Annotated in this window: 31 protein-coding genes; 22 read left to right on the top strand and 9 right to left on the bottom strand. The window is 71.1% G+C overall.

Annotation, left to right across the window (positions count from 1 at the left end; translation table 11 throughout):
- Positions 1–93 precede the first annotated feature (93 nt).
- From AB0D14_RS33905 to AB0D14_RS33895, 3 genes are all read left to right on the top strand, one after another.
- Positions 94–753, top strand: coding sequence for a 2'-5' RNA ligase family protein (locus AB0D14_RS33905; RefSeq protein ID WP_362786763.1), 660 nt, complete (start codon positions 94–96; stop codon positions 751–753).
- A 143-nt stretch (positions 754–896) separates the two neighbouring features.
- Positions 897–1,544, top strand: a complete 648-nt coding sequence (locus AB0D14_RS33900; RefSeq protein WP_362786761.1) for a hypothetical protein — start codon at positions 897–899, stop codon at positions 1,542–1,544.
- Positions 1,545–1,614: 70 nt separating this feature from the next.
- Positions 1,615–2,289 carry a hypothetical protein gene (locus AB0D14_RS33895; protein ID WP_362786759.1) on the top strand — a complete coding sequence of 225 codons (675 nt, stop codon included), beginning with the start codon at positions 1,615–1,617 and terminating at the stop codon, positions 2,287–2,289.
- A gap of 9 nt (positions 2,290–2,298) precedes the next feature.
- Here the strand turns inward: AB0D14_RS33895 and AB0D14_RS33890 are convergent, their stop codons facing one another.
- Positions 2,299–2,583: a DUF6207 family protein gene (locus AB0D14_RS33890; RefSeq protein WP_362786758.1), complete on the bottom strand. Its 285-nt coding sequence runs from the start codon at positions 2,581–2,583 to the stop codon at positions 2,299–2,301.
- Here AB0D14_RS33890 and AB0D14_RS33885 point away from each other — a divergent pair.
- The gene (locus tag AB0D14_RS33885) at positions 2,582–2,902 is read left to right on the top strand and encodes a hypothetical protein (protein WP_362786756.1); all 321 of its coding nucleotides are present in this window, start codon (positions 2,582–2,584) and stop codon (positions 2,900–2,902) included. The two genes, AB0D14_RS33890 and AB0D14_RS33885, sit on opposite strands and share 2 nt — an antisense overlap.
- A 37-nt stretch (positions 2,903–2,939) precedes the next feature.
- On the opposite strand, the gene AB0D14_RS33880 is transcribed toward AB0D14_RS33885, so the two are convergent.
- Positions 2,940–3,140 (bottom strand): hypothetical protein, encoded by a 201-nt coding sequence (locus AB0D14_RS33880; RefSeq protein ID WP_362786755.1) that lies wholly within the window; start codon positions 3,138–3,140, stop codon positions 2,940–2,942.
- Between the two features lie 144 nt (positions 3,141–3,284).
- Here AB0D14_RS33880 and AB0D14_RS33875 point away from each other — a divergent pair, with 144 nt between their 5' ends.
- The 3 genes from AB0D14_RS33875 to AB0D14_RS33865 all read left to right on the top strand — a co-directional run bounded on the left by AB0D14_RS33875 (position 3,285) and on the right by AB0D14_RS33865 (position 5,054).
- A complete protein-coding gene (locus AB0D14_RS33875) occupies positions 3,285–4,055 on the top strand; it encodes a hypothetical protein (RefSeq protein ID WP_362786754.1) in 771 nt (256 codons plus the stop codon).
- Positions 4,052–4,354, top strand: a complete 303-nt coding sequence (locus tag AB0D14_RS33870; RefSeq protein WP_362786752.1) for a hypothetical protein — start codon at positions 4,052–4,054, stop codon at positions 4,352–4,354. The genes AB0D14_RS33875 and AB0D14_RS33870 overlap by 4 nt, the downstream gene beginning before the upstream one ends.
- Before the next feature lie 88 nt (positions 4,355–4,442).
- Positions 4,443–5,054 carry a hypothetical protein gene (locus tag AB0D14_RS33865; protein WP_362786750.1) on the top strand — a complete coding sequence of 204 codons (612 nt, stop codon included), beginning with the start codon at positions 4,443–4,445 and terminating at the stop codon, positions 5,052–5,054.
- Here AB0D14_RS33865 and AB0D14_RS33860 read toward each other — a convergent pair.
- On the bottom strand, positions 5,032–5,583 hold the full coding sequence (locus AB0D14_RS33860; protein ID WP_362786851.1) for a DUF6233 domain-containing protein: 552 nt from the start codon (positions 5,581–5,583) through the stop codon (positions 5,032–5,034). The two genes, AB0D14_RS33865 and AB0D14_RS33860, sit on opposite strands and share 23 nt — an antisense overlap.
- Before the next feature lie 72 nt (positions 5,584–5,655).
- Positions 5,656–5,895, bottom strand: coding sequence for a hypothetical protein (locus AB0D14_RS33855; RefSeq protein ID WP_362786748.1), 240 nt, complete (start codon positions 5,893–5,895; stop codon positions 5,656–5,658).
- A gap of 208 nt (positions 5,896–6,103) precedes the next feature.
- Here AB0D14_RS33855 and AB0D14_RS33850 point away from each other — a divergent pair, with 208 nt between their 5' ends.
- From AB0D14_RS33850 to AB0D14_RS33840, 3 genes are all read left to right on the top strand, one after another.
- Positions 6,104–7,996, top strand: coding sequence for a DUF87 domain-containing protein (locus tag AB0D14_RS33850; protein WP_362786746.1), 1,893 nt, complete (start codon positions 6,104–6,106; stop codon positions 7,994–7,996).
- A gap of 86 nt (positions 7,997–8,082) precedes the next feature.
- Entirely contained in the window at positions 8,083–8,901 is an 819-nt protein-coding gene (locus AB0D14_RS33845) for a DUF87 domain-containing protein (protein ID WP_362786744.1), read from the top strand.
- Positions 8,902–9,119: 218 nt separating this feature from the next.
- Entirely contained in the window at positions 9,120–10,721 is a 1,602-nt protein-coding gene (locus tag AB0D14_RS33840) for a hypothetical protein (RefSeq protein ID WP_362786742.1), read from the top strand.
- Between the two features lie 115 nt (positions 10,722–10,836).
- Here the strand turns inward: AB0D14_RS33840 and AB0D14_RS33835 are convergent, their stop codons facing one another.
- Both AB0D14_RS33835 and AB0D14_RS33830 read right to left on the bottom strand, forming a co-directional pair.
- The gene (locus AB0D14_RS33835; protein WP_362786740.1) at positions 10,837–11,241 is read right to left on the bottom strand and encodes a restriction endonuclease; all 405 of its coding nucleotides are present in this window, start codon (positions 11,239–11,241) and stop codon (positions 10,837–10,839) included.
- Positions 11,238–11,735, bottom strand: coding sequence for a hypothetical protein (locus AB0D14_RS33830; protein WP_362786738.1), 498 nt, complete (start codon positions 11,733–11,735; stop codon positions 11,238–11,240). The genes AB0D14_RS33835 and AB0D14_RS33830 overlap by 4 nt, the downstream gene beginning before the upstream one ends.
- Before the next feature lie 191 nt (positions 11,736–11,926).
- On the opposite strand from AB0D14_RS33830, the gene AB0D14_RS33825 reads away from it, so the two are divergent.
- From AB0D14_RS33825 to AB0D14_RS33810, 4 genes are all read left to right on the top strand, one after another.
- Entirely contained in the window at positions 11,927–13,243 is a 1,317-nt protein-coding gene (locus AB0D14_RS33825) for a hypothetical protein (protein WP_362786736.1), read from the top strand.
- Positions 13,240–13,812, top strand: a complete 573-nt coding sequence (locus tag AB0D14_RS33820; RefSeq protein ID WP_362786734.1) for an N-acetyltransferase — start codon at positions 13,240–13,242, stop codon at positions 13,810–13,812. The genes AB0D14_RS33825 and AB0D14_RS33820 overlap by 4 nt, the downstream gene beginning before the upstream one ends.
- A complete protein-coding gene (locus AB0D14_RS33815; RefSeq protein ID WP_362786732.1) occupies positions 13,809–14,351 on the top strand; it encodes a flavoprotein in 543 nt (180 codons plus the stop codon). Before AB0D14_RS33820 ends, AB0D14_RS33815 begins: the two co-directional genes overlap by 4 nt.
- 162 nt (positions 14,352–14,513) lie before the next feature.
- Positions 14,514–14,831 carry a hypothetical protein gene (locus AB0D14_RS33810; RefSeq protein WP_362786730.1) on the top strand — a complete coding sequence of 106 codons (318 nt, stop codon included), beginning with the start codon at positions 14,514–14,516 and terminating at the stop codon, positions 14,829–14,831.
- A gap of 49 nt (positions 14,832–14,880) precedes the next feature.
- On the opposite strand, the gene AB0D14_RS33805 is transcribed toward AB0D14_RS33810, so the two are convergent.
- Positions 14,881–16,257 (bottom strand): transcriptional regulator, encoded by a 1,377-nt coding sequence (locus tag AB0D14_RS33805; RefSeq protein WP_362786728.1) that lies wholly within the window; start codon positions 16,255–16,257, stop codon positions 14,881–14,883.
- Between the two features lie 205 nt (positions 16,258–16,462).
- Here AB0D14_RS33805 and AB0D14_RS33800 point away from each other — a divergent pair, with 205 nt between their 5' ends.
- The 8 genes from AB0D14_RS33800 to AB0D14_RS33765 all read left to right on the top strand — a co-directional run bounded on the left by AB0D14_RS33800 (position 16,463) and on the right by AB0D14_RS33765 (position 22,353).
- A complete protein-coding gene (locus AB0D14_RS33800) occupies positions 16,463–17,332 on the top strand; it encodes an aspartyl/asparaginyl beta-hydroxylase domain-containing protein (protein ID WP_362786726.1) in 870 nt (289 codons plus the stop codon).
- A 36-nt stretch (positions 17,333–17,368) separates the two neighbouring features.
- Positions 17,369–18,283, top strand: a complete 915-nt coding sequence (locus tag AB0D14_RS33795; protein WP_362786725.1) for a hypothetical protein — start codon at positions 17,369–17,371, stop codon at positions 18,281–18,283.
- A complete protein-coding gene (locus AB0D14_RS33790; protein WP_362786723.1) occupies positions 18,280–18,846 on the top strand; it encodes an LOG family protein in 567 nt (188 codons plus the stop codon). Before AB0D14_RS33795 ends, AB0D14_RS33790 begins: the two co-directional genes overlap by 4 nt.
- Entirely contained in the window at positions 18,843–19,373 is a 531-nt protein-coding gene (locus AB0D14_RS33785; RefSeq protein ID WP_362786721.1) for a phosphoribosyltransferase family protein, read from the top strand. Before AB0D14_RS33790 ends, AB0D14_RS33785 begins: the two co-directional genes overlap by 4 nt.
- On the top strand, positions 19,370–20,029 hold the full coding sequence (locus AB0D14_RS33780; protein ID WP_362786720.1) for an HAD family hydrolase: 660 nt from the start codon (positions 19,370–19,372) through the stop codon (positions 20,027–20,029). Before AB0D14_RS33785 ends, AB0D14_RS33780 begins: the two co-directional genes overlap by 4 nt.
- 215 nt (positions 20,030–20,244) lie before the next feature.
- Entirely contained in the window at positions 20,245–21,195 is a 951-nt protein-coding gene (locus tag AB0D14_RS33775; protein WP_362786718.1) for a phosphotransferase, read from the top strand.
- A gap of 232 nt (positions 21,196–21,427) precedes the next feature.
- A complete protein-coding gene (locus tag AB0D14_RS33770) occupies positions 21,428–22,126 on the top strand; it encodes a GNAT family N-acetyltransferase (protein WP_362786716.1) in 699 nt (232 codons plus the stop codon).
- Positions 22,127–22,176: 50 nt separating this feature from the next.
- Positions 22,177–22,353, top strand: a complete 177-nt coding sequence (locus AB0D14_RS33765; protein WP_362786714.1) for a hypothetical protein — start codon at positions 22,177–22,179, stop codon at positions 22,351–22,353.
- A 309-nt stretch (positions 22,354–22,662) separates the two neighbouring features.
- Here AB0D14_RS33765 and AB0D14_RS33760 read toward each other — a convergent pair whose 3' ends face one another.
- Entirely contained in the window at positions 22,663–23,055 is a 393-nt protein-coding gene (locus tag AB0D14_RS33760; protein ID WP_362786713.1) for a hypothetical protein, read from the bottom strand.
- The gene (locus AB0D14_RS33755) at positions 23,055–25,466 is read right to left on the bottom strand and encodes a Helicase associated domain protein (protein WP_362786711.1); all 2,412 of its coding nucleotides are present in this window, start codon (positions 25,464–25,466) and stop codon (positions 23,055–23,057) included. Before AB0D14_RS33755 ends, AB0D14_RS33760 begins: the two co-directional genes overlap by 1 nt.
- Positions 25,467–26,037: the final 571 nt, after the last annotated feature.

Here is a 26,037-nt window from a genome sequence, read left to right as displayed (position 1 = left end):
AGCATCAGGTGCAAGTCGCTGCGGCACTACGCCTGTTCGCCGGCCGCCGGGTAGCGTGACGATCACAGACCTGCCGTGGAAGAGGGGGAATTCATGGCTGCGCACATGGAAGATTTTTTCGCCGGGGTGGAGAGCCGCCAGCACGCCTGGCCTGCGGGCCGGGAAGACCTTCACTGGCATCTTCTGCATGACGCGGCCCTGGTGGAGGAACAGCTCGTGGTCCCGTACCGGGAGCTGAGCCACCACCCGGGCCTCGCGCCGGTTCCTGCCCAGTGGGTCCACACCACGGTCATGCACGGAGGCCCGGTCGACCAGTACACGGAGACAGAGATCACCGCCGTCGTAGACCGGGTCGGCGAGGCCTGCGCCACGATCGCACCGTTCGACCTGATCTACGACCGGCCCTCGGTCGGCACGGTCGCGGTGGAGTGCCCGGCGCGGCCCGGCGCGGCGGCCCGCCGCCTGTGGGAGCTGACCACCGGCATCGACGCCGACGTCACCGGTGGCCGTTTCCCGAGGATCCCGGACTACGGCTACTACCCGCACGTCTCGCTCGCCTACGGGGTCGGCGGCCCCGAGCGGGCCGACCGCCGTGCGATGAAGGCCTGGCTCTCCGACCACCCCGGCGGCCCCGTGGTGCTGCGGGCCACCCACCTGTCGCTGGTCGCTCAGCGCCACGACCGCCGGCACATCACCTGGAGCCCGATAGCCGTCGTCCCGCTGACCCCCGCCGCTGTGCTGACGGCGGCCTGAGCCAGGGGAGCAGCCCCCGGCCGTGCGAGTCGGACCAGGCGAAGGCGCCGTGCCTGCCGAACGCCCTGCCCGCTTACCGGCGTTGGTGAGAAACTCCAGCGAAGAACCCACGACCATGGCCGTGAAGCAGGGGGCGTGACGCAGTGAGCAGCAGCGAGACGAACATGAGGGTGCCCGCCCATGCCGAGCGGTACATCGCCCGGACCGGCCGCCACCCCTACACCGACTGCTGGCCGTGGGCGGAAGCCGCCCTGGCCTGGTCCCGGGCCAACGAGCGGCACCTCGGGTGGAGCCTGCGCAACGCCTGCCTGCACGACGACGACATCGAGCACGTTCCGGCCGCCATCGCCGAGACCCTGCGCCTGAGCATGGTCCGCCACAACCAGCTGCCGGGAGACCTGGCCCTCGAAAACGCCCACAGCGAACTGGACTACTGGGTGGAGTACTGGGCGACGAACCGGAGCTATCCGGAGCCGGGAACGCCCGGATGGCCCGAGCCCACAGGCCCGTACGCCGACCGGTGGCGGGCGGCGTTCCTGTCCGGCGATCCCGATCGTGCCCACCGGCTGGCCATGGGGGCGAAGCGCGTGCTGCTCGGGCTGCTGTTTCACACGGCGAAGGCCATGGACCGGGGCGCCGCTCTCAGGTACCGCACGAACACCTACAACTCCAGTTACACCGCGGTCGCCGATACCGCGCCCATCATCGGCATCACGATGCCGGTCGCGGTCAGGGACCCGCTCGCCTACCAAGGCATCGAAGGCCTGACGGCTGTGCCCGAGGCGGCGTGACCCGGATGGGAACGCATCTGCGGCACCGGTTCCCCGGATGACGCGGCGGGCGGTGGGGCAGACTGCGGACATGGCCTTTGACCCCTATGCCGTCCTGCCCGACTTCGCCGATGCGTACCGGGCCGCCCACGACGGCAGCGACCCCTACAGCGATGCGTGGCCGTGGGCGGAAGCGGTCGTCCGCTGGCACCAGGACCAGGACCCTCCTGTGCTTGCCGACCGCGGCTTCCTGTTCGCAGACGACCCGCAGGCCCGCGACCATCTGGTGGCTGCGGTCGCGGAGTCCCTGCGGATCGCGATGGGGTGGACCGGCGACGCGATCGGCGACCTGGACCTGGACCGGCTCGGGTCCGAGCTTCGCAGCTGGAGTGAGGACGAAGGCGAGGACGGGGCCAGGCTCACGCCCGGCGGCACCGGGTGGCCGGCCCCCACCGGACCGTACGCCGACCGCTGGCACGCCCTGATGCGATTGATCGGCAGCGACCCGGAGCAGTGGGCCCGGGTACGCCGCTCGGTGTACCGCGCGTTCACGAGCCTGTTGTGGCACGCACGCACCGAGTCGCACCTCGCCGAAGGCTTCTACAGCAGGGTGCAGGACTACCGGCTGCGGCAGGCCCCGGGCCGCAGGGGCGACTACCGCTCCCTGGCCGAAGTCGCCCCCTCCCTCGGCATGTCGCCCGTGCCCGTCCGCGATCCCCGCTGGTACCAGGGATACGGCCTCGTCACGGTGGCCGAAGCCAGCTGAGCCGCGGGCCTACGCGTCGGGGCCCTGCTGAAAGTCCAGGGAGAACCGCAGCCGCACGCCGGGCTCACCAGGCTCCCGGGTCGTACGCTCCGCCAGCGCCACCGCGCACCGCGCGGCGAACAACTCCTGGATGGCGAAGGCGGTCTCGTCATCGGCGGCCGCGACCTCCACCACGGCCAGGCCGGGCCGCGCCACATGCGCTTCGTTGATCCTCATGTACGGCACTACGCGCCGGCGCCCGCAGAAGTTCTCCCACTCCGGCAGCTTCACCCGACCGAGTAGGGTCACGGCCATGGCGACGACTGAGGCGGTGCTGGCCGCGCTCGCAGAGCTCCGTGAGGATCTCGACACCGGCGTGTGGGTGCCGGATGGGTACGAGCGGGTGCTCGCCGTGGCGGTACGGGCGGAGGGCCCGGCGAGCGCGGACGCCGTCCGGGCCGGCCTGCGCGCCGCAGGACCGGACGGGACAGACGGACGCCTCATGGTGGTCGCGGCCCGCTGCGGGTACGTGCTGGACGGCCTCAGCCTCACGGACGCCCAGGACCAGCGTGCGGTACGGGACGCCCTCGATGAGCTGCTGGACCTGGTGATGCTCGCAGGCCTGCGCCACTGACCCCGCCCGCGTCCCGGAGGGATGCGCGGACCGGGCGTCAGACTCGCGTGCTGGTGTAGCGCACGCCGGACCCCCACCGCTCCATCACCGGGGCCATGCACCACTGGCACAGCGGGCAGCCGCCGCTGCCGTACCGGTACGTCTTGCGCTGGCACCCGGCGCACAGACCGACTCGGTCACCGGGGCAGGTCAGCGCGGACGGGTCCGGCTCGGAGACCGGGGGCGGGGGAGTCGACATCGTGCGTCCTGTTCCGGGCAGCGAACACCAACCAGCCGCCTCGCCCGCAGGATAACCGGCCCAATGACACGGCTGTTCGAGCCGCGCCGGGCGAACCCCGCTGTCCCCTCACCGGCGCAGCGGGCCCTCCGATACCGTCGCGCCATGACCGACGCCCTGCGCCCTCCCCAAACCACCTGGGAATACTGCCTGTCCGCCGCTGACGAGCTGGTGCTGTGGCACATGCGGCAGGGCGAGGACGTCCCGGAAACCGACCGGCCCCGGGTGGTGACGCTGATCGGCGCCGCCGCGTACGGTCTTGCCTCCAGCATTTCCCTGGGCGGGCCCGGGGTTGTCGGCCTTCCGCTCACCGGCCCCGATGAGAGCCGGTCTGCCAGCGTCCGGGGCGTCCTGCAGCACCACGCCCTGGCCGCCCTCCAGAGGTGCCCGTACGAAGCGATGGGCGCTGCCGAGCGCGAGCAGCTGCTTGCCGCGTACGGCAGCCCTACGTTCGATCTCGCGCGGGAGACGGCGGTCGCGGTGATCACCCATCACGCCCGGTCCTCCGGTCAGACGGGGCAGCCCCACCCGACTATCAGGGACCGCGCGCCCGCGATGGCCGGCGCCCCGGCAGCCGGAGCCAGGGTGGACATCGAAGAGGCCCGCAGCAGACAGCAGTACCTGACGGCGGCCGGGGTGATCTGGGTCGTCTACGACGAAGGCCTCAGCCGACTGCCCGTCATCTGCGGACAGTGCCAGGCCCGCACCGGTCTGACGCTCCAGGCCGACGCCGAAACCGGGAGCGTCCGCGTCATCTGCCCGGACCTCCACACCACCCATGACCCCCGCCTCACGATCGCCCGGGTGCAGGAAGCAATCGCCCTCGGGCGGGCGCCCGGCTCTGAGGACATCGAGATCACAGGAGCGACGGCATGACCGATTTCCCCGGCCCCACCCCGATGCACGGCGACACGGTTGAACTCACGGTCGGCGCCTTTTGGGCGACCATCACTGGGAAGATCACGTCGCGGGGCGTCCTGGTTGACGGTCGTGGGTTCGTGGAGCTCGTTCTGCCCGACGGCGACCCGCAGCAGCGGCGCGTACTGGAGCGAGCCGGGACGTATCAGTACCGCCTCTACGACGGTGGTGTGCTGCTCTACTCGTCTCCGTACCTGCAAGTCCGTGAGACCCGGCGGGAGAGCGACGGGGCGCTGGTGGTCGTGGGATCCCCCTGATCCCCGTACCTCTTTCAGGCGGCGAAGACGTCGCGCAACTCCTGTGGGCGCAGACCTGTGACGTGCGGTGGCGATAGCGTCCTGCCCCATGACCACCACCGACACGATCGCGGCCCTGGCTCTGGCCGTCGCGGTCATCGCTGCCGTTGCCGCCATCGGCTCCTGGAGGGCGGCGGGCAACGCCAACGGGGCCGCGCAGACCCTGTCCCGGATCGAGCAGCAGCGCCTGCACGCTGATCTCACTCCGTATTTCCGCTGCACGGTCGTGGCCAACGAGGCCTGCTCCACCGCCATGCTGCGGGTCCACCTCGAAGGCCCGCCCGGCCTGCTGTCCCACGGCGCCATCGAGATCACCGCGTCCCTCCGCAACGACAACCCGCACCGGGGCGATGGGCCCCAACTCGCAGGCACTCCTACTCCCGAAGAGGTCCGCGCCCACATCTGGGGGCCGTGGAAGTTCAGCGCTGACGGCCGCGACGACACCGGCCGGACGGTCGCCCCGCAGCAGCTGGCGATCGGCGAGTGGACGCGATACGGACTGACTCCCACCTCCCCGCCGTTGTGGTCGGCGACCAACACGGACGACTGGCGGCGCGACTACGCGAACGAGCCGGTACGCCTGAGCATCACCGCCAGATCGAAGAACAGCGAGTGGATCGTGCCGCTGGAAGTCCCCGTCACCATCGAGGGCACCGCCTGACCACGGAAGGCCAGGAGTCGGTGATGTGGTCGAAGCCGCTCAGCATCGGCGTCAGCTCCTGAGCGCACCCGCACAGCGTGCACAGCCGCGTCCCGGGGTTCTCCGCGACGTTCAGCGCCTGCTCCACACCGAGCAGCGGCGCGCCCTGCGGCGCTTCTTCGCAGTCCGGCGCGTGCAGCACACCCCGGGCCGGGCCCCGGCCCTCACGCACCTTGGCCAGCACCCAGCCCGAAGACCGGCGCTTCCCGAGGACCTCGCGGACCACCGACGTCGGCGCCGGCGGAAGGTGCTCGGTGGCGACCTGGTCGTAGTTGACGCCGGCGACCGGCCGCACATGGTCGGGAGCCCGGACCCACACCCGGTACTCCGCCGCCTCCACGCTGCCGTCCTCGAGGTCCCGGTACGACGGCAGCCCCACGAGGTACAGCCAGCCTGTCTCGGTCTGCCGCCGCCTCCACAGCCGCGCCACGACCTCCTGCTCGGGGTGCCCGAGGATCGGGTCGGCGGGCAGTACGACGCGCACCGGCACCGGCTTGGCCGCGTCATCGGAGGCAGTGGTCACGGCACCACGGTAAGCACCGCCGTTGCCGGCTGATGGATGTCACCGCTCGGGCAGCTTGCGGCGCAGAAGGTCCATCGACTTCTTCACGTCTCCGAGCTGGTCACCGAGCACGCGCATGCGCCAGTTCATGAGTTCCATCCGGGCCGCGACCGCCATCGACGCGAACGTCTGCGCCAGCTGTGCTGCGCCCGCATCGCCCTCCATCGCCTTCTTGGCATAGCGCGCAGCGACCCCTTCGTACCGCTTTGCGCGTTCCATCGCGTCTTCGTGTTCGGTCATGCAGTCCCTCCCCGGTTGATCCCTCTCACCGTTGTACCGACCACGCTCCACAGTCGGGGCGCCTGCGGATTTTTGGTCCGAGAAGTTGTCCACAACCCGCAGCTCAGGACGTGCTTTTCAGCGAACTCTGTCCACAGGCCAACGGCTTTACGGTTCGTGTCCGCTTCCGGGTGTGAGGTGCCGGGACGCAGATCGAAAGGGCACGGCCATGGCACAGAGCAAGTTCGACAAGCAGGTGGAGAAGGACGCCGAATCCCTCATGTTCGGGATCGGCCGGATCCTGGGTGGCCGGGACCTGGACGGTGTGAAGCGCACCGACGCAACGTTCTGGCGTACGGGCACCCGCGTCCTACCGAAGGTGGAAGGCAAGGTGCGGCGCCGCGCCTACAAGCCGGGGTGGCAGCGCCTGTCCTTCCGCCTCGCCCTCGGTGCCGGCGTCGCAGAGACCGGCTACCTGGCCAGCCGTGACCCGAACGCCACCATGCAGACCGCCCAGGAGCTGTGGGAGAACCGGGACCAAGCGCTCGCGACGCTGGAGCCCGGCGGGATCGGCGCGGCCTCCGTCCTGACGGTGGGCAGCGCGGCGTACATGGTCCTGACCCGCGAACGCCGCGAGCTGATGCGCGAGTGGGTGGGTCCGCTGCACGACGCGCTCCACCGGCCGCTCGGGCTGGCGGAGCAGACCGACCCGCGCCGCTACCTCCACATCCCGAAGAACTTCTCCGACGACGACGCGGAGATACGCATCGACCTGCCCCGGCACCTGGGCTTCTCCCGCGACGTCGTCGCCGACCTCATCACCCAGAAGCTCGCCCTGGAGGGCGTGACGTTCTCCTGGCACCCCGAGGGCAGCAAGCCGTACGTGCGGGTGAAGAAGACCCGCAAGCCCCCGGCCAAGGCACTCTTCAAGGACCCCAAGACGCGGGAGCTGGTGGCCAAGGCCAAGGAGTCCGCACCGATCATCGGGTTCGGCGCCGGCGGGCGGATCGTCTCCGTCGACCTGGACGCCGAATCCCCGCACATCCTGGTCAACGCCTCCACCGGCGGCGGCAAGTCGGTCACCCTGCGCTGTATCGCCTGCCAGATGCTCCACCACGGCAGCCACGTGTTCGTCCTCGACACCAAGCGGATCTCCCACCCGTGGGCGCGCGGCATCGACAACGTCACCTACTGCGCCGACGTCGCCGACATCCACGAGCAGCTCATCGCGCTCGGCATGGAAGGTCGGCGCCGCACCCGGGCCGCCGACGAACTGGGCATCGGCGCCGACCCGAAAGCCATCGGCCCCCGCCTGTTGATCCTCCTCGAAGAGATCAACGCGACCATGAAGCAGCTGGCCCGCTACTGGGAGAAGACCCGCGAGTCCGGCGACCCGAAGGTCTCCCCGGCCATCGACGCGCTCAACGAGATCCTCTACATGGGCCGCCAGCTGCGCATGCACGTCCTCCTGGTCGCCCAGTCCGCGACCGCCCGCGCCCTCGGGGGCCCGGAGGTCCGCGAGCAGTTCGCCACCCGCATCCTCGCCCGCTACAGCGTCAACGCCTGGCGCATGCTCGCCCCCGAGGTCCACCCCGCGCCGAAGTCCACGAAACACCCCGGGCGCGCCCAGGTCGTCATCGGCGGCAGTGCCAGCGAGACGCAGGTGCTGTTCTTCACCGAGCCCGAAGCCCGCGAGTGGGCCAGCACGGGAGCGGCGGCCACCGGCACGCAGCGCGACGCCGTCCCTGCCCGGCCGGACCCGGTGCAGATGCAGAAGCCGCCCGTGCCCGCGGCGCCGCCCGCCGCCGACCTCGTTGCCGACACCTGGAGCCTCACGGCCCCGACCGCCGACCCGGGCGACAGCGCGACCAGCGCAACGGCGCCGCTGCCGGCGACCCCGGCCGCGGCCGACGACGACCAGGCCGTGGGACTGCGCGAGGCCCACCAGCACCACCTGCCGGACATCACCGTCGCTGCGCTGCGCTACGCCCGCGCCAACGACCGCACCTTCCCCAAGCCGGTCGACAAGCGCGGCACCGAACTCCTCTACCGCGCCAGCGATCTCAAGCGCTGGGCACGCAACCGGCCCCGCGCCGCCACCGGCACCACAGACCTCGACTGAACGGCCTCGACCGCTCCAGCCGACACGACCCCCGCCCGGAGAACACCCGGTTCACCGGGCACAGCACAGAAAAGGAACACCGCATCATGTGGAAGCCCAAGAAGAGCCCCCTCCCGCAGCAGCTGCGTCTCACCGATCTCGGAGTCCGCGAGCAGCTTCAAGCGCTGCCCGTCTCCCAGGTCCTCATCGGCCTCGGCACCGACCGGCAGTCGGTCTGCATCGACCTGGACAACGACTCGCCGCACGTCCTGGTCTGCTCCGCCTCGGGCGGTGGCACCTCCACCACCCTGCGCACCCTGGCCGCCCAGCTCCTGCACCACGGCGGGCACGTCCTGGTCCTCGACACCAAGCGGATCTCCCAGGCGTGGGCGCGCGCCCTGCCGACGGTGACGTATCGCCGCGACATCGCCGACATCCACGACGCTCTGGTCGGCCTCCGCGCCGAACTGAAGCACCGCATCAACCACGCCGACCAGCACGGCGACACCGACGACCTGCCCCGCCTCGCGGTGGTGTTCGAGTCCGCCGGCCACACCCTGCGACAGCTGGCCCGCCACTGGGACAAGGTCCGCCAGGCGGGCGAGGCGAAGACGTCCCCGGCCGTCGACGCGTACGAGGAACTCCTCTTCGCGGGGCGCGAGGCCCGAATCCACATCCTCGCTGGCGCCCAGAGCTACAGCGCCGCGCTGGGACGCGAGCAGTTCTCCACCGTTCTCCTGGGGCGGGTCACCACCCGCACCTGGAGCCAGGCGGCCCCGCAGGTCGCCACCGTCCCGAAGGCCAGCACCCACCCGGGCCGCTTCCACACCGTGCAGGGCGTCACCGCCCACCCCACGCAGGTCCTGCTCATGACCGAGGCCGAAGCCGCCGATTGGCTCACCGCCACGGAGACCGAAGAGGACTGACCGATCCGAAGTCGGACACACCACGGGCCCCGGGGGATCAACCATCCCCGGGGCCCGGCGTTATGGAGTCGCGCTGTCCAACGACGGCGCGACTCCGCCGTCACGAAACGGCCCGGCCTCGTGCTCCTGGGCAGCGGAGCGTCGCCTTGTCCTACGGCACTGTCAGTGCCCGGGAGCACAATGATGAGAAGCCACTCACCTGGAGCAACGGGGGCAGGATGGACAGGCGCCTCATCCGTACCGCGGTCTTCAACAACCCGGACTCTGACGATCCGGCTCTGTGTCCTGAGGACCCTGAGGAACTGGACGTTTTCCGGCGGGAGTACGAGGACGTCACCATCTGGTGCGGCACCATGTTCGAGGGCGGCTGCGGCCGTCAGCTCATGACCAGGCGGTGCACCGACAAGATCTGCCACTTCGCCCACTACGGAAGCGCCGGGGATGGCCATCCGTGCGGCCGCAGGGAACGCGGCAAGGACAGCGCCGACCATCTCTTTGCCAAGGCCCACTTGGCGTCCTGGCTGCGAGAGCTCGGCATCGCTGCCGAGTTCACCTACCCCGAGCCTCCTGGGGCCGCTGTGATGATCCGCTTGGAGGACGGGCGGTCACTCCTGGTCCACCTCGACCGTAACCGGCCCGTCGACTGGGACAACGACACGTGGGAGACCATCCTGGGGCCCGGCGTACCCATGACCCCGGGCGTGCTTGCCCAGCGCGGCTACGTCCACCGGATCCGCTTCGACGACCGCCCCGGAGGCGGCCGCATCATGCAGTTCGGCACCGAGATCCCCGGCGAGGGCACCACCTGGGGCAGCCTGGACGACATCGTCCCGACCACGAAGAACCTGCTCAACACGACCAGGCCCGTCGCCGTCCGCGCGCCGGCCCCTGCGGCGCAGCAGGTGACCGCTCCGGTGGAGCGGGCGATCGTGACCGTCACTTCCTCCGCCGCGCGCACCGCGCCCGTCACACGGCAGCCCGATCCCATCCGGCGGGCGCTGCTTCGTCTCGACATCGCCCTGCGCGACCATCCACGGCGAATCCTGCCCGCGGTGGAGGTCATTCGGCGGCTCCTGGACGCCGACCAGGAACCGCACGAAGCGGCACGGCTGCGCATCGCTCTGGGCCGCGGCGAGCGCTGGCTGGAAGAGCGCGCACGACTTCGGCGCACTGTCGTGGAACGGTTGCAGGAACAGCCGACCCCCGAGCTGTACCGGCAGGCCCTTGAACTGATGAAGGACCCTGACGCCTCGGCACAGGAAAGGGAGACCGTCGCTGCCGTCGAAGCCCGCGCCCGGCGTGCGCAGGAGCAGGAGAGAGAAGCCCGGGAGCAGGCGAGGACCGCCAGGCGCGAAGCCGAGGACCGTGAGAGGACACAGCGGCGCGCAGCAGCGGAGCGCGAATGGGCAGAGAGAGCAGAGAGGCGCGAAGCCGAGAAGGAAGAGGCCGAAGAACGCTCCGCCCTCCAGGCCCGCGTGGAGAAGGCGCAGAAACTCGCTCCGGCCATCCGCGGCGCGTTGAAGAAGGCAGCCCGCGAGCAACGCACCACCACCTGGTCAGAAATCCAGCACAAGACCGGCCTGCACCAACTGGGCCGCCTCGATCACGAGGACAAGGTGGAACTGCTGGCACTCGTGGAGAGCGACACCGCCCCCGACACCCCCCTGTGGTCGGCTCTCCTCGCCGCTGACGGGGACAGCGCCGCGGTACGCCTGCACCGCGACGTCTCACACCGTCTCAGCCGCCCCCTGCCCGCCAACGACGCCGACCTCATCAACCAGCTCGCCGCCGAACGCACCCAGCTCCACCGCCCGTGGTAGCCGGCATGTGAGGTCTGCCGAGCAGAAGCCCCCGGCATCCGCGGGTGCACAGCGGTCGCCGGGGGCTTCGTGGTGGTCGCCCGGCGCCGACGGGGGAGGCGGCACCGGGCGGCGATCAGGGGGAGGCCGCGGCGGGTGCCTCCATGGCGGTCACGGCGTCCTGGAGCCGGTCCAGCCGTTCGTACAGGGCGCGCAGCAGACGCGCCTTGTTCTTCACTCCGTGCAGATTCCGGGACCGCTGCGACAGGCGGCCGTCGGCTTCGCCCAGCACGATCTCAGCGAACAGACGCCGTCCGTCGTCGTCGGGCAGCCTGCTCGCGTGCCCGCGTACATCGGCGGCGACCGCGTGGCCGGCCCCGGTCAGCAGCAGCCCGACCCGCTCGTAGTCGTCAGGCCGGAGTGCTGCCGGATCGGACCACGCGAGCACCGCCCGGACCACGCGTTCGTGCGTCACGCGATCGAGCGGCAGCTCCGCGTCGATCCGGCCTTCGGGGTCGTACAGCACGGTGTGGCCGGTCATGACACGGGCGCCTTCGCGTGGGCGGGGGAGGTGAGCTCCCGCAGGTGGGCGGCGAACCGGTCGGCCGCAACAAGTGCGGGCGGTGTGCCGCGACGTGGGTGGCTGATCCAGTCGGCGGCGGTCGTGCCGTCCTGCGGCGTGCTCGGGATGAGCAGCTGGTGCCCGCCGGACAGCACCCGGATACCGGGGATGTCCTCGAAGGCGCCCGCGGAGTCGGGCGGCACCGCGACGTACAGCCGGTTGCTCAGGTGGTCGGCGAGGACCTGGTAGCCGCGCCGGGTGCCCGCACCCATCGCGGTGAGCGCGTCCAGCCCGGCCGCCATCGGTTCGACGGCCACCATGTCCCACTCCCGGCCGCACACCGCCCAGCCGGTGCGGTTACGGCTGCGCTGCCACAGCCGGCGCTTGGCGTCGGTGACCGCGGCCAGCTCGTGCCAGGCCGGGGTGGCGGGCTTCGTGGCCTTGGCCGTATCTGCGGCGGAAGCGTTCGCCATCACGGTCTCCCTGATCGGTCATCACGTCACTGTCCACGCAAGCAGGAACGCCGCGGCGGGTGCGACGTCCCACCGATGAAAGAACGATGTAAGTCGGCCCTCGCGGGTGAACTGCGGCCAAGGCCGGGGCAGGAGAACCAGGGGAGCGGTACGGTCGCCGCACCCGTCCGACGCGCGGACCCGGAGCCGGTATGGCCGACCACCGCAAGCCCAGCCCCAACACCCGGCTGCGCGCTGTCCGCGAACTCGAATTCCAGATGAGCCGCAGCGAGTTCGCCAAGAAGGTCAACACGACCGGGAAGGCGATGGGCGAGAACGTCGCCTGCGGAGCGCGTCTGGTGGCGGACTGGGAAGACGGGAAGGTCCTGTGTCCCCGCGCCGTCTACCAGCGCATCCTGACCACGATGACCAGCGGGCGCAGCATGGCCGACCTCGGCTTCCGTCTGCCCGCACCAGCACTGTCCGTACGGCCGGCCGCCAGGCCGTACGGGACGCAGGAGGATCCGGTGGAACGACGCGCCTTCCTGCTCGACGGCGCGGGCACGATCCTGGCTCTGCCCCTCGGCACGGGGCAAGCGCCGGGAAAGATCGGCGCCAGCGAAGTACGGGCCGTCAAAGCGGCCGTGGTCAAGCTGTACGCCAAGGACCACGACCACGGCTCAGCACCCTTGCGTCAGGCCGCGTCCGAGGCACTGCACACCGCCTACCAATGGCTCCAGTCCGGCACGTACACCAGTCGCACCGAGTCGAAGCTGCGCTCGGCAACCGGCGCTCTCTCCATCGCCGCCGGATGGCTTTCCTACGACTCCGGCCGCGCCGGTGATGCCCACAGCCTGTACGGCGAGGCCCTCGCCGCCGCGAGGATCGCCGACGATCCCGAACTCGAGGCGCACGCCTTCGGCTGCCTGTCCTTACTCGCCAAAGCCTCCGGGCGGCCCCGTGAGGCGATCTCCGCCGCGCAGGGCGCCCAGGCCGTCGCCAAGGGCCTCGGCTCCCCGAGACTGCTCTCCCTGTTCCACATGCGCGAGGCCGGCGGCTGGGCGCTGATGGGCGACGCCAGCGCCACCGACAAGGCGATCGTCCGCGCCCACACCCTCTACGCCCGGGGCCCCGCCGACGCCGATCCGCCCTGGCTCGACTTCTACGCACCCGGCGAACTCGCGGGCCTGGAATGCCTCGCACGCGCCGACCTCGGACAGCACGAACGCGCCGCCTCCGGCGCAGAACAGGCCGTTCTCCTGCACGGCGACGCCTTCGCCAGAAACCGCGCCCTGTACACGGCCGACATCGCCATCCAACATGCGGTGAGGGACCGTCCCGAGCCGGAGGCAGCCGCCGAAGCCGCGGGCCGGGTCCTCGCGTTCCTCCCCGAAGTGCGCTCCGACCGGCTGCTGCAGTCCCTGCACAACGTCGCCGGCGCACTCCAGCGACACGGCCGCGTCCCCGCGGTCGCCGACTGGATCGAGGAGTACCGCACCACCACCGCCACCGGAGGAGGACGGGCGTGACCAGCACCCGCACAGACGTCGTGATCCGCACCTACGGCCCCGGCCAGGTTCCGCCGCTGCTCGACACGATCGCGGACATCTGGTCCGACGCGCACCCCGAGCTGGTCGACACCCCGGGAGCTGCCACCGACGGCCTGTCCGCCGTCGCGCTGCGCCGCCAGGTCATGAGCCATCTGCGCCACGAAGGCTTCACGCTGGTCGCCGCGTACGCGAGCGGCTCCATGGTCGGCTTCGGCTACGCCTTCCCGTGCACACCCGAGTATTGGTACGGCGAGCTGCTTCCCGAGATCCCAGAGCACGTCCGCGCGGGCCGCCTCATGGGCCTGTGCGAGCTCGCCGTCACCCCCGCCCGGCAGTCCCAGGGCATCGGCTCCCGCCTCCACACAGAGCTGCTCAAGGCCATCAGTCCGGACTACGCCTCGCTGCTGGTCCGCCCGGACAACACCGGCGGCCGCGGCCTGTACGACCGCCTCGGGTACACGTACGCGGGCCCGTACCGCAACGAGCCCGGCGGCCCGGTCTACGACCTGCTGCTCCTCCAGGTCGCCAGCGAGGCCGCCGCGCGGTGACCACACGCACCCTGTACCTCATCGCCTGCGCCGCACCTCCCGCCCGCCGCCTTCACGTACCCGTCCGCGCCGCCCAGGCGGCGGGCTGGGACGTGTGCGTGATCCTCACGCCGTCCGCGTACCGGTGGGCCAGCGAGGACGCCGAAGGCGAGATCGAGGCCCTGACGGAGCTGACCGGGCACCCGGTGCGCTGGCAGTACAAGCTGCCCTCGCAGCCGGACGTCCTGCCCGCCCCGGACGCGATCCTCGTGGCCCCGCTCACCAACAACTCGCTCGCGAAATGGGCCAGCGCGATCAGCGACACCCTCGCCCTCGGCCTCATCACCGAGGGCATCGGCCTCGGCCTGCCGATCGTCGCCCTGCCGCACTTCAACGACGCCCAGGCCGCGCACCCCGCCGTGGCCGGCCACATCGCCTTCCTGCGCGAAGCGGGCGTCACCGTGCTGCTCGGAGAAGGCGGATTCGTGCCCCACAAGCCCAAGCACGGCAATCTGGACGCCTACCCGTGGCAGGCCGCGATCGACGCCCTTCCCGCCTGACAAGGGAGCCCTGCTGCGTGTCGAGCCCGGCGGGGATGGGCCCTCAGAACCCGTGTTCAAACCGATACCGGGCCTTGTCGGGCGAGCATCCGCACCGCTGTACTGATAGCTGGTGGAGCCGCGGCCGAGTCGTTCGTGAACAACTTGATCAAGGGAGCGGGAATGACGAACACCCCTGTCGTGAGCTTTGAGCCCGTGAAGTACGCCGCGTGCGCCCTCCCCACGAGTCACCCCGACTACGCGGACTACGTGATCCGGGTCGTGCTCCGCCCTCACGGTCAGTGGGCGGTCTTCCACGCGGGTCCGAAGGGTGGCCACGGTGGCCAGTACCTGAGTGCCGACGGCTGGTCCCGCGATGAGCACCTCTTCGATTTCGACGCTGCGCGTGCCCTGGCCATGGACGCCGTGGTGACCGTCGCCGTGCACGGCCGCACCGCCGCCGACGTGATTGCCGCGGACAAGTCGGCAGTGGTCCGCTGACTCCGGACCGGCGCCAAGTCCGGCAGAGCGCAGGTTCAAAGACGGGTTCTCACTCGGTGTCGGTGTAGTCCAGGAAGTCGGCGACGGCGGGGATGCCGCGGCGGCGGGCGAGTTTCTGGCGCAGGTCTTCGAGTGTGCTGGTGCCGCGTGCGGAGGTGACGCCGCCCATCCGGTCGACGGCGTCGTGCGCGGTGGCCACGGCGGCGTCGACGTCGCCCAGGCTGAGGTGGGCTTCGGCGAGCCTCGCCAGGTAGATGGAGTGGCCGCGGGGGAAGGCGTCGCCGTTGTACGCCTCCTGGCTGGTGTGGACGTCGTGGACGGCGGAGGCTTCCAGGAAGTGGACGACGGCCCGTTTGGGGTTGCCGAGATTGAGGGCGGAGCTCCCGATGAGCTGGTGGGCCTCACCGAGGTTGTACCAGTAGACGCAGGGGAGGTCGTCCTCGATGGGAGCGGCGCTCTCGTAGGCGTGAAGGGCGGCGTTGGCGGACCGGTCGGCGGCGCGGGTGTCGCCGGCGTGTGCGTGGGCCCGGCAGGCGCGGGCGTGGAGCATGGAGGTCATACGGGCTGAGCCGGTCTTCGGCGCCTGGGACAGGGCGGCTTCGACGAGGTCGACCGCCCCGCGGGGGTCGCCGGTGGAGTAGTGCTGGATGGCCCAGAACGCCAGGGTGTTCGCCGCGACCACGGGATCGTCGGCGCTGGCTGCGGCCCGCAACGCGGTGGCGTAGTGGCGTTCGGCGGCGGCCGTCTTCCCGCTGTCGTAGGCCGTCCAGCCCGCGCTGCGGGACGCTTCGGCCGCCGCGGCGAAAAGGCGGCGCTCGACACCTTCGCCGAAGGACGCGTTCTTGAGGGTGGCCCTGATCATGCGGAGTTCGGTGCGGGCCGCGTCGTAGACATCGCCGGAGCCGACGGTGTCGTCCAGTCGGCGCAGGCTTTCAAGGCGCCGTTCGAAGTGGTCGGGGACGTCCGTGCCGATCCGGCTGCCCGCGGTGGGGGCGGCTCCCGCTGGGGCGGCGGCGGACCATTGCGCCACGGTGGTGGACAGGGTGACGGATGTGGTGATCAGAAATTTCCTGCGGTCCACCGGACCTCCTGTGATCTCCAGTGCCTGCACCGCCCCCGTGGTCGTCCACGGGAGGGCGAAGAGGGTGTGGTCCGGCACGGCCAGCAGCAGCCAGCCCGGCCAGCCGTGGGCGTGGATCGCCTCGGGCGGGATGCCTTCGAGCGCGGCCATGGCGAGCTGGGTGTGGTAGCTGGGCGCGTAGACGCCCGCGATCCACCGGGACGCCTTCTCCTTGCGGTGCGCCATCTGCCCGTACCCCATGCGCTGGTGCTGCTCGGCAACCCGGAGCAGGTACGCCTCCGCGTTCGTCCCGCGCACGGCCAGCAGGTAGGCCAACGGGTGGCGTTCGGCAGCGTCAGCGGTCATGGACCCATCCCTTTCGCGGGCGCGGGCTCCACCAGTCTTCCGGCTCCCGGCGGGCGCGGGAAGACCGCCCGGGGCGAACGGCAACGGGCGGTAACCACCCGCAACGGGCGGCAACGCCACGGGGATGGGAGGCAGTTCGCCGCTGCGGTGTCCTTGCACGGCTGCCCGCCAGGGCCGCGTTTCGACGACGTGTCAGGAGGACCCGATGGTGACCACACTCCCCGCAGCCGTCACGGCGGCGCAGACCGGCCCCGGGCGGGCAAAGGTGCTCGACCAGGTCGCCCGGCTGACGGACCTGGAGGAATCCGTAGTCGAGCAGATGCGGGCCGAAGCGCTGGGAGCGCCCACGCGCGGCGTCGTCGCGTACGGCGAGTACCAGTCGGGAGGCTGGTGGACCACGTCCCTGATGAACCACTCCGGCGACCCGCACGACGTCGTGATCGGCGACGGACGACCACGCCCCACCTCCTTACTCGAGGAGATGCCGGCCACCGCCCGGTTCCTCGCCGGGCTGGGACTCAACTTCATGTACGTGCGCCTGGCCCGCCTGGAGCCGCACTCCTACCTGTGGGAACACCGCGACTACGCCGAACTGCGCGACACCGGCCGCCACCGCCTGCACATCCCGCTCGTCACCAACCCCTCCGCCGTCCTGGTCACCGCAGGGGCCCGGGTCCACATGGCGGCCGACGCCCTGTGGCGGCTGACCCCGTCGCAGGCCCACGGAGTCTGCAACACCACCGGCCCCGACCGGATCCACCTGATCGCCGACGTCTACGCGGACGACACCTTCCAGGCCCTCGCCACCCGCCCGCACCTGCGCGACGGGGACACCGCAGACCTGCCTCAGATGACGGCGGCCGACCGGGCCGGGCTGTTGGAGCGGGCCGGACAGCTCGCGGAGCTCGGCTTCACCACAGCGGCGGAACAGACCCTGCTGCGCGCCTTCTACACCTACGCCCTGCCGGAAGGCGGCGCGTACGACCTGATCACCGAACTCCACGCGGCCCGCCGCGCGGACGCCGACGCGCACCGGTGGCGCGAGGCGAAGGCGCACCTGCTCGCCCGCCCCTGACCCCCGCCCCAAATCCCTTCACCCGAGAGGACCCGCATGCCCACCGCCGTTCTTCCGCCCACCGAGCTGACTCCGCTGGAGGAGCTGGCTCACGCCCACCGGCCGGCGCAGCTCGCCGTCCTGGGCGACCTGGTCCACGCCCTGTCCGCCACAACCGCCGTAACGCACCTGCTGGTTCGCGGATCGCTCGCCACCGGCACCGCGGACCGGTTATCCGACGTCGACCTGGTCGTCGCCGTCCGCGACGACCGGTTGCCCGACTTGATGGACAGCCTGGACGCGCTGATGTCCACCACGTTCGGCACGCTGCTGCCGGGCTGGCGGGACACCATCGTCGGCAATCTGGGCGGCGCCGGGTTCGTCTACCTGCTGCCGCACGACGGCCACCTGCTGCAACTGGATCTGTACCTGTGCCCGACCAGCGCCGTGCAGGCGCTGCGCCGCAGGATCGGCCCCCGGCTGCTGTGGCAGGGCCCCGGCTCCGAGGACACCGCCGACGCGGACACCCAGGCGCGGACCGCACAGGAACTGGCCCGCGCGGCACAGGCGCCGGCGGACTGCGGCCAGCTGCTGGTCCAGGCGATGGTGCTGCACGCGATGCTCCGCAAGCGCCTGGCCCGCGGTCAGCAGTACATCGCCTACGGCCTCCTGCACGACCTGAACGCCACCTGCCGGGACGTCATCCGCACCGCGCTGGTGCCGCACTCCCGCCATCACGGCTGGTACCACCTCCCCGACGAAGTGGGCCGCACCGCCACCGGCCGCCAGTGCCTGGCGGAGCTGACCGAGGCGCTGACCAGCCCGCCGGTCCCCACCGTGGCGCAGGCCGACGACGCCCTGGACCGCATCGTGCGCCTCGCGCAACGGATCGCCCCGCACGCCGTCGCCTCGCTGACCAACGAGATCACCGCGTACCGCGCCTACCAGCAGCACGAGGAAGGACTGGCATGAACCGCACCGACCACGCCACGGACCTGACCGTGGCCCTGTTCGCCGGGGTCGTCCCGCCGGACGGCGAGGAACCGCTGGCGGAGGCGGCCGGCGCCGCGCTGGCCCGCGCCGGGTATGCCCTGCGGCACGGCGGCTACAACGGACTGATGGAGGCCGCCGCGCGCGGCGCCGCCCGCCACGGCGTGCCGGTCACCGCGATCACGCTGGCCGACCGCCCCGACTGGGGAGCGCTCAATCCGTTCGTCACCACCACCGTGTACGCCCCGACCATGGGGGCCCGGCTGCACGCCTACCTCGATGACGCGGACCTGGTCGTCGCGATGGGCGGGGGAGTGGGCACGCTGCACGAGCTCACCGCCGCCCTGTACTACGCCACCACGATCCGCTCCCTGCCTGTACGGCTGCTCGGGCCCACCGCATGCCGCCTGTCCGCGTTCCTGCGCTCGGAGGGATGGCTGACCGAGAGCCCCACCCGGCCGCTCGGCTTCCTGGCCGAACTCCCCGACGCCGAAGCCCTCGCCGCCGACCTCAAGGCCCTCGACACCAGGCGGTGCGCGCCATGACTCTGTCCACGCCTACCGCCCTCTTCGCGGAGAAGATCGCCACCGTCGCCTACCGGCCGGGCCCCTACCGGCTGCCGGACGGCAGCACGCTCGACACCTACTTCGACCCCTACCGGCTGGCCGGTGACCCGGAACTGCTGACGGAGACCGCGGCCGCGCTCGCGGACCTGCTGCCCGCCGACACCCAGGCCCTGGCCGGTCCGGCGCTGGCCGGGGTCCCGCTGGTCACGGCGGTATCCCTGCACACCGGTCTGCCCGCCGCCTTCCTGCGCCCGGCGCCCAAGGAACACGGCACGTGGCAGCAGATCGAGGGCACCGACCTCGAGGGCCGGCGGACCGTCCTGCTGGACGACACCGCCCGCAGCGGCGCCAGTCTCCTGCGCAGCGCCCGTCTGCTGCGCATCGGCGGCGCGCTGGTCGGCACGGCCGTGTGCGTCCTGGACCGGGACGCGGGCGCCACCACCCTGCTCGCCGGCCACCACCTGGTCCTGCGCGCCCTGGTCCTCGACCCGGACGGTACGACGTGACGGCGCCCCGGCAAGCGGCGCTGTTCGATCTGGACGGGGTGCTGCTGGACAGTGCCGCTGCGGTGCGAGCCACCCTCGCGGCGGTCGCCACCTGCGCCACCGGCCGCCGCGTGAGGCCGGGTGACCTTCCGCCCGATGCGCTGCGCCGCCCCCGCTGCGAGGTCCTGGCGCTCCTGGACGTCGCCGACCCCGACTACGCGTGCGACCGCTGGTGGGACGGCGCCATGTCAGCCACCCCCATCGAGTCGTTCCCCTGCGTGCTCTCCGGGCTGCTGGCCCTGCGCGCGCAGGGCACGGCCACCGGCGCGGTCACGCTCCAGGACCCCGACCGCGTCCGGTGGCTCCTGCCACAGGCTCTGTCCGAGCTGCTGGAGGTCGTCATCACGAGGCAGGACGCGCCGCCCAAACCGGCCCCGGACGGACTGCGCCTCGCCCTCAGCCGACTGGACGTCACCCCGGAGCGCACGGTGTTCGTCGGGGACAGCCCCTCCGACATGACCGCGGCCCGCGCCGCCGGAGTCGTCGCGCTCGGAGCGGTCTGGGGCTGGCACCCTCCCGCCGCTCTGCGCGCGGCCGGGGCCGATCACCTCCTGCCCGAGCCCGCCAGCATCGGGCCGTCCCTGCTGCGCCACCTGCCCCTAATCGACAGCGCGTGACCCAGCAGCCCCACTACAGTGGAGGGGAACCCACAACGGGTTCCCCTCCACTTCTGCACCCCAGAGGACACAGGCAATGCGCGTGATGCGGCGACGAGCGCCCGGCGTCGAGCTGGAGCACTGAGGATTTCGTTCCTCAGCCCGACTCGCGGTCCGGCTCGGCGCGCACCCCATCACCCCGCCACCCGTTTCCTGAACCTCTGAGAGCTGCTCCCATGCCTGTACCGCCCACCAGCGGCCGTCTGCAATGGACCGACGTCCCCACGCCGCTCCGCGCCCGCCTCGAAGACGCCCTGGGCGCACCCGTCACCGACACGGTCACCCCCGCCGGCGGCTTCGGCCACCAGCTCGCCGCCGCGCTCCGCCTGGCCGACGGCAAACGGGCCTTCGTCAAAGCGGCACCCGACGACGACCCGCTGACCGCCGCCAACGTCCACGAGGCCGCCGTCCTGGACGCGCTGCCGCCCGGCGCTCCGGCCCCGGAGCTACTGGGCATCCACCGCGCGGCCAGCTGGACCGCCGTCGTCATCGCCCACCTGGACGGCCCGCACCCCGACCTGTCCCCGGCCTCCGGCGACGCCGAACAGACCTGGGCGCTCCTGGACAAGCTCACCTCCAGCCCCGCCCCGGCGCCGTACGCCGCAGCGGTGAGCACCACGCCCTCCACTGCGGCGGCCCTGCACGGCTGGGACGAACTCGCCGCCAACCCACCGGCCGACCTCGCCCCCGCAGCCCGCGCCCTCCTGCCACAGCTCGCCGAACTGGAAGCCGCCTGGGCCGCCCTCGCCCACGGCAACCGCATCGTCCACGGCGACCTCCGGGCCGACAACATGGTCCGCGACCACACCATCGGCGTCACCTTCGTGGACTGGGCACATGCCACCACCGGCCCGGCCTGCATCGACGCGGCCTCTCTCGCGCCGCAGCTCGTCCTCGCCGGACACGCGCCCGCAGACATCGCCGCCCTGCTCCGCGACCACCCCGCCACCGGCAGCAGCGCCGACACCACCACCGCGTTCCTCGCCGCACTCACCGGCCACTGGCACCACAACGCCCGCAAACCCGCACCCCCCGGCGCCCCCGGACTGCGCACCTACCAGCACCGCGCAGCGGCCGCCGGTCTCGCACTCCTCGGCTACCGCCTGAACGGAACGCTGTTGCAATAGCAGGCCACGCAACGCCACGGAGCTCCGGGAGATCAGCCAGACATCCCCCGGAGCTCCGGCATAAGGAGTCGCACTGGTCAACGACACCGCGACCCGGCGTCACACGGTGGCCGGCCCCGGCCTCGAACACCCGCCCGTCACCTGTTGGTGCGTCGTGCCGGGCCGGGTCCCCTGGCCCCTTGCCTCTACGGTGGCCAGCCTCAGCCATCAGCCACCGAACCAGGGGACAGCAATGGGGCGAGCCTCGCGCGCACGTGCCGCCGCACGACACGGCCGGACGACGGCTGCTCAACTGCTGCTCCGCAGGCCGCTCCCCGAGGACCAGGAAACGCTGGCACGCCTGCTGGACATGGTGATCCCGGGAGACCCCGGCGCTGAGCACTTCGCCATGCAACTGGCGACTATCCCGATCCCGGCTGCCAGAGCTGGCCACTACGCGACCGGCGGCGCATGGGTCACCGAGGAACACGGCGCCGCGGTCGGCCTGATCGTCGCCGTGCCGCCACTGGCCTGGATCGACAGCGTCCCGGTACTTGAGCACGACCGGCGCCTGCTGTTGTCCCGCCGCGTGGTGGAGTGCGAGTACATGGCCGTCGCCCCTGCCGCGCGGGGCCGCAAACTCGGTGTCCTGATGACGGAGCACGCCCGACGCCAGTTCATCGCTCGCGGGTTCCGCCTCATGACCGGCACCGTCACCGAGGACAGGTTCGGCCTGCTCCCGTACTACCGGTCGATGGGCTGGAAGACGCTCCGTCCCGGCGAAGCCATGGGCATCCTGGAGCCTGCCCGTCCCGTCGCCGTCTGGCGCCCCGCCGAACCGCGCGTTGTACAGATGTGGCTTCCGCTGCACAGTGAAGTCGCCGTCACCAACTGGCCCACACCGGACGGCATCCGCCCCGTCATCAACGGCGTGCTGCCCCTCCCCAGGTAGAAGAACCCGTCGACGGGTGACACCCGCGCCCTGCCGTTCGTTGATCACGCATGCCTGCACTGCCGTCACCTGAAGAGATCGAAGCCGCCCGCACAGACAAGGGCGCATGGACGCGCGCCACGCTCGACGAATGGGGCGTTGCGTGGCCTCCCGTCAAGGGCTGGAAGGACGAACTGATCGCGCGCTGGGAGTCCGCACACCAGGAGGGCGGAAGCGGCACGCCCTAGCGCCCTACTCCGGCCCCGCCCCCGGAAGCCCTGGACTTCGGCTAGACGTCCTTGTCGCGAACCACTCCAGTGCGAGGCGCCACGCCTTCCCGGCCGTCACGTAGCCCATGGGGGAACAGCCCAAGTCCCAGGGCCTACACGCACACCAGTGCGATGCTGCTGCTCAAAGGCCCCGGCATCGCACTGAGGTGCGTGTAGGCCCTGGGGTGCGGTGCCCCTGACGCCGGGCAGCGAAGGACCCCGGGCACACAGCGTGCCCGGGGTCCGGCTCACCAGCCGCCGCCGACTTGAGTCCGAGGGCGGCGGTACTCACCAGTCGTCGGGCGCGCTGCCCACCCAAGCGATCGGCTGGCCCTCGCTGTTGCGGCCCCAGTGAGGCTCCTCCATCGAGGTCTCGTGCCCGTCGTCCAGGACGCAGATCCGCCCCCAGCGACCGTGCTTGCCCGGACAGATCCCGGCGAGCCTGGTCACGTCGCCGTCGCGCACGGCCTGGTCGTAGCGGTCCTGGAACGGCTGGAGACTGGCGCACAGCTCCATGCCGAGCTCCGTCTCCGCCGCCTCCACCTGCGCACCCGCCTCCCGCACCCCGGGGTCGGACATCAGAGCCGAGATGACCTTCTCGGCCTCCGCGAAGGCCCTCTCCCGGCCGTGCCGCCGTACGGCCTCCTGCACGCGCTGCTCTTCCCCGTGGTCGCCGGTCATCACGCCGCCGCTCCTTCCTCTGCCGCCCACTCCAGCCCGAGGCCGGCCAACGTGGCGAGCTTGTCCGCGGTGAGCTTGGCCCGGCGGCTCTTGCTGTTGCTGAGGAACACCCCGAGCTTCACCAGGTGCTCTTGGCCGTCGACCACGACCCGTTCCTCATGGGCCCTGGGGACGGTCACAGAGCCCTCGCGGGCCTTGTACTGCGCCAGGGCCGCCACGCCCTTCTCGAAGGCGCTCACAGCCTTCTTGGGGGCCTTGGCGGGCTCCGCCTGCTCCGGGGGCAGCGGTACGACGCCGACCGCCTCCAGGAGCTCGCGCTGCCCGTCCATCAGCCCAGTCCAGACCGTGTGCTGACGCTGCTTTGCCAGCCACTTGCCCACGTCCATGCCGTGGACGGTGAAGCCCGGTAGGACGTCGGAGTGGCCCTCCTCGTCCGTCAGCAGCTCCCGCAGCGCGGCGTAGTGCCTCTGCCACTCCGCCGGCCACGCGGGGTTCCAGTGCTCATCCACGGCCTCCAGCGCGGTCTTCCACTCGGGATGGCCCTCCAGCGCACCCGCGCGCCGCAAATTCGAGAGCCATTGCCCCACCGGCCGGTCCAGCATCGTCGCGGACCGGGGCGCGCACAGCGTCCAGTGCTGGTCGTAGTACGTCTTGGCGGCCTCCAGGTTCTCCTGGAACCGCTCATCAGTCAGCGACCACACCATGCCGAGCTTCTCCAGCCGCTGCGCGCGCAGGCCGGTCATCTGCCCCGCCCCGTACGCCCGTCGCTGTTCTGCCAGCCATTGCCCCAGGGGGTATGCGCCCTCTTTGTGCCCATATGGGACTCGGGCGTGAAGCTCGCGATCCGCGAACTTCTTGAGCGCCGCCCAGCCGCGACCCCAGTCCTGGCGCTCCGTGTCGATCACGTTGAAGGAAATCCAGTCTGCGACCATCACCGGGTCACGGGGAGCGGCAAAACGCAGCAGCAGACGGGATTCGTCCTCGCCTTCCTCGGGCGGCGAACCGATGTACTCGGACGGCTGGACGACGTCCTTCTGAGGCTCCTGCGGAATCGCGAGCAATTCGATTGCCTCTTCGTCGTGAGCGCGCAGCCCCTCCAACACCTTCACCAGGGGCTTATACGATCCGGAGGTGAACATGTCTTCCGGCTTTTCTCCCGGCTGGAGAAATACCGGCACGATGAGAGAGGCAACCTTGCCCTGTCCGGGCTTCTGACGCAGCGCCCGGCCGATGGCCTGGACGATGTCGTGCGGCGCCCCCTTGGGGTCCAACAGGGCCACCGAGTCCACCGCGCGGATGTCGACACCCTCGCCCAAAACCCGGCAGTTCGAGAGCACGGCCCGCAGCGCCGTGGACCCGAAGCCGCCCAGCACTCCGCGCCGGCGCTCCGGGACGTGCTCGCCGCACAGCCAGTCCGCCCAGATCTTCGCCGGGTACTTCTCCGGCTGGTCAGCGTGCAGCTTCGCCGCGACGCGCTCCAGGCCCTCCGCGTACGCCTGTGCCTCTATCGTCCGGTGGTGGAAGGTGATGCAGGTGCTGAGGTCGTGCTGCGCCATCGTGTGCAGCAGCGCGGCCTGGAGCGCCCCCAGGCGCTCCCCGCGCACCTTCTCGCTGTGCCGCTCCTCGCCCATCAGCCGCTCGGGCGTGACGACCGGGTCCTGGAGCTCCAGGACGATGATCTGGTACCGCGCAAGCAGCTTCCGCGACACTGCCGACGCCAACGAGAGCTTGTAGAGGACCGGCCCGAAGACCTTCTCGTCATCCATGGAGGCCGCCATCTCACGCGGCAGCGGGTCACGCGTCCCTTCGGCGACCTCGCGGTTCAGCCGCTCCTCCCAGATCCGCGGCGTCGCCGTCAGGTACAGCCGGCGGTACGACGGGATGACGCCCTGGCTGTGAACGTCGGCCCACGCCTTACCCATCGAGCCACTTGTCCTGTGCGCCTCATCAACCACCGTCAGGTCCATCGGCGCCAACTGCTGCCCGTAGGCGCCCTCGAACGCCTCCGCCAGGACACCGAGGCTGGCGTACGTCCCGAAGATGGTGACCGGCCCCGAGCCGTGCCACAGAGCCAGCTGCACGGGATTCGTGGTGGAGCGCACCTTCAGGTTCCACAGCTCCGGATCGTCGGTGAGGCTGCACACCGCAACCGCCGGCCCCGAGTGCCCAGCCTCGCGCCACGCCTGCACCGTCTGGGTCAGAAGATCCAGCGTCGGCACCAGAACGAGAATGCGGCCCTTGGGCACAAGGCGCTTTGCCGACGTCGCCGCGATGATGGTCTTTCCCGTGCCACACGCGGCGTGCACCTGCCCGCGAAGGCCATTCACGGGGATACCGCCCGGCGGGATATCGAAGCCCCGCACGATGGCGGCAACGGCTTCGATCTGGTGGTCACGCAACTTCACGGCCATTTCCCGTGTTCTCCTTTTCGCGGAATGTCGCGCGTAATCAGAATGGAAGGTCCCGGCGCGATGGTGTGGCCCGGGGTTGTGGTGTCTGGTCCCAAACACTACACAGGAGCGACCCGTGATGCATCACCTACGCGCCAACTTTCACCCCAGGGTGAGACATGGCCGAATCTTACCCCGAAGCGGCCGGTTGTCCTGTATGCTGGTGGGGTATTGGTGAGCTTGACCGGGCAGTTTCGAGGGTGGGGGAGTGGTCAGGGTGGAGCGCAGCGGAACCCGTCACTGCGGTGAGGCCGGCACCCGAGCGGGCCGACAGTCCGTCACATCCGTTGCGGGGGTGGTGGTCAGGAACCCCAAGCCCTACACAGGGCCGCACGCGATGCACCTCCCCTTGCTGCCAGCCAAGGCGACCGCGCTTGCGCGGGTGCCCGCAATGAGCGCTTGCGCGAATTGAATTCCCTCCCGGAATTCCGTTTACGGAATTCCATTCCGGCGCTTGCGCCGGAATTCGAATTGCGCTTGCGCAATTCATTCACTATGACCCGGCTTGCCGGGGCATATCCCGCTCCGCGGG

It is taken from the genome of Streptomyces sp. NPDC048484, assembly GCF_040651415.1.
Classification (GTDB): Bacteria; Actinomycetota; Actinomycetes; order Streptomycetales; family Streptomycetaceae; genus Streptomyces.
Note: the sequence above shows the minus strand (reverse complement) of the source record. Positions and strands in the feature narration are given on the sequence as shown.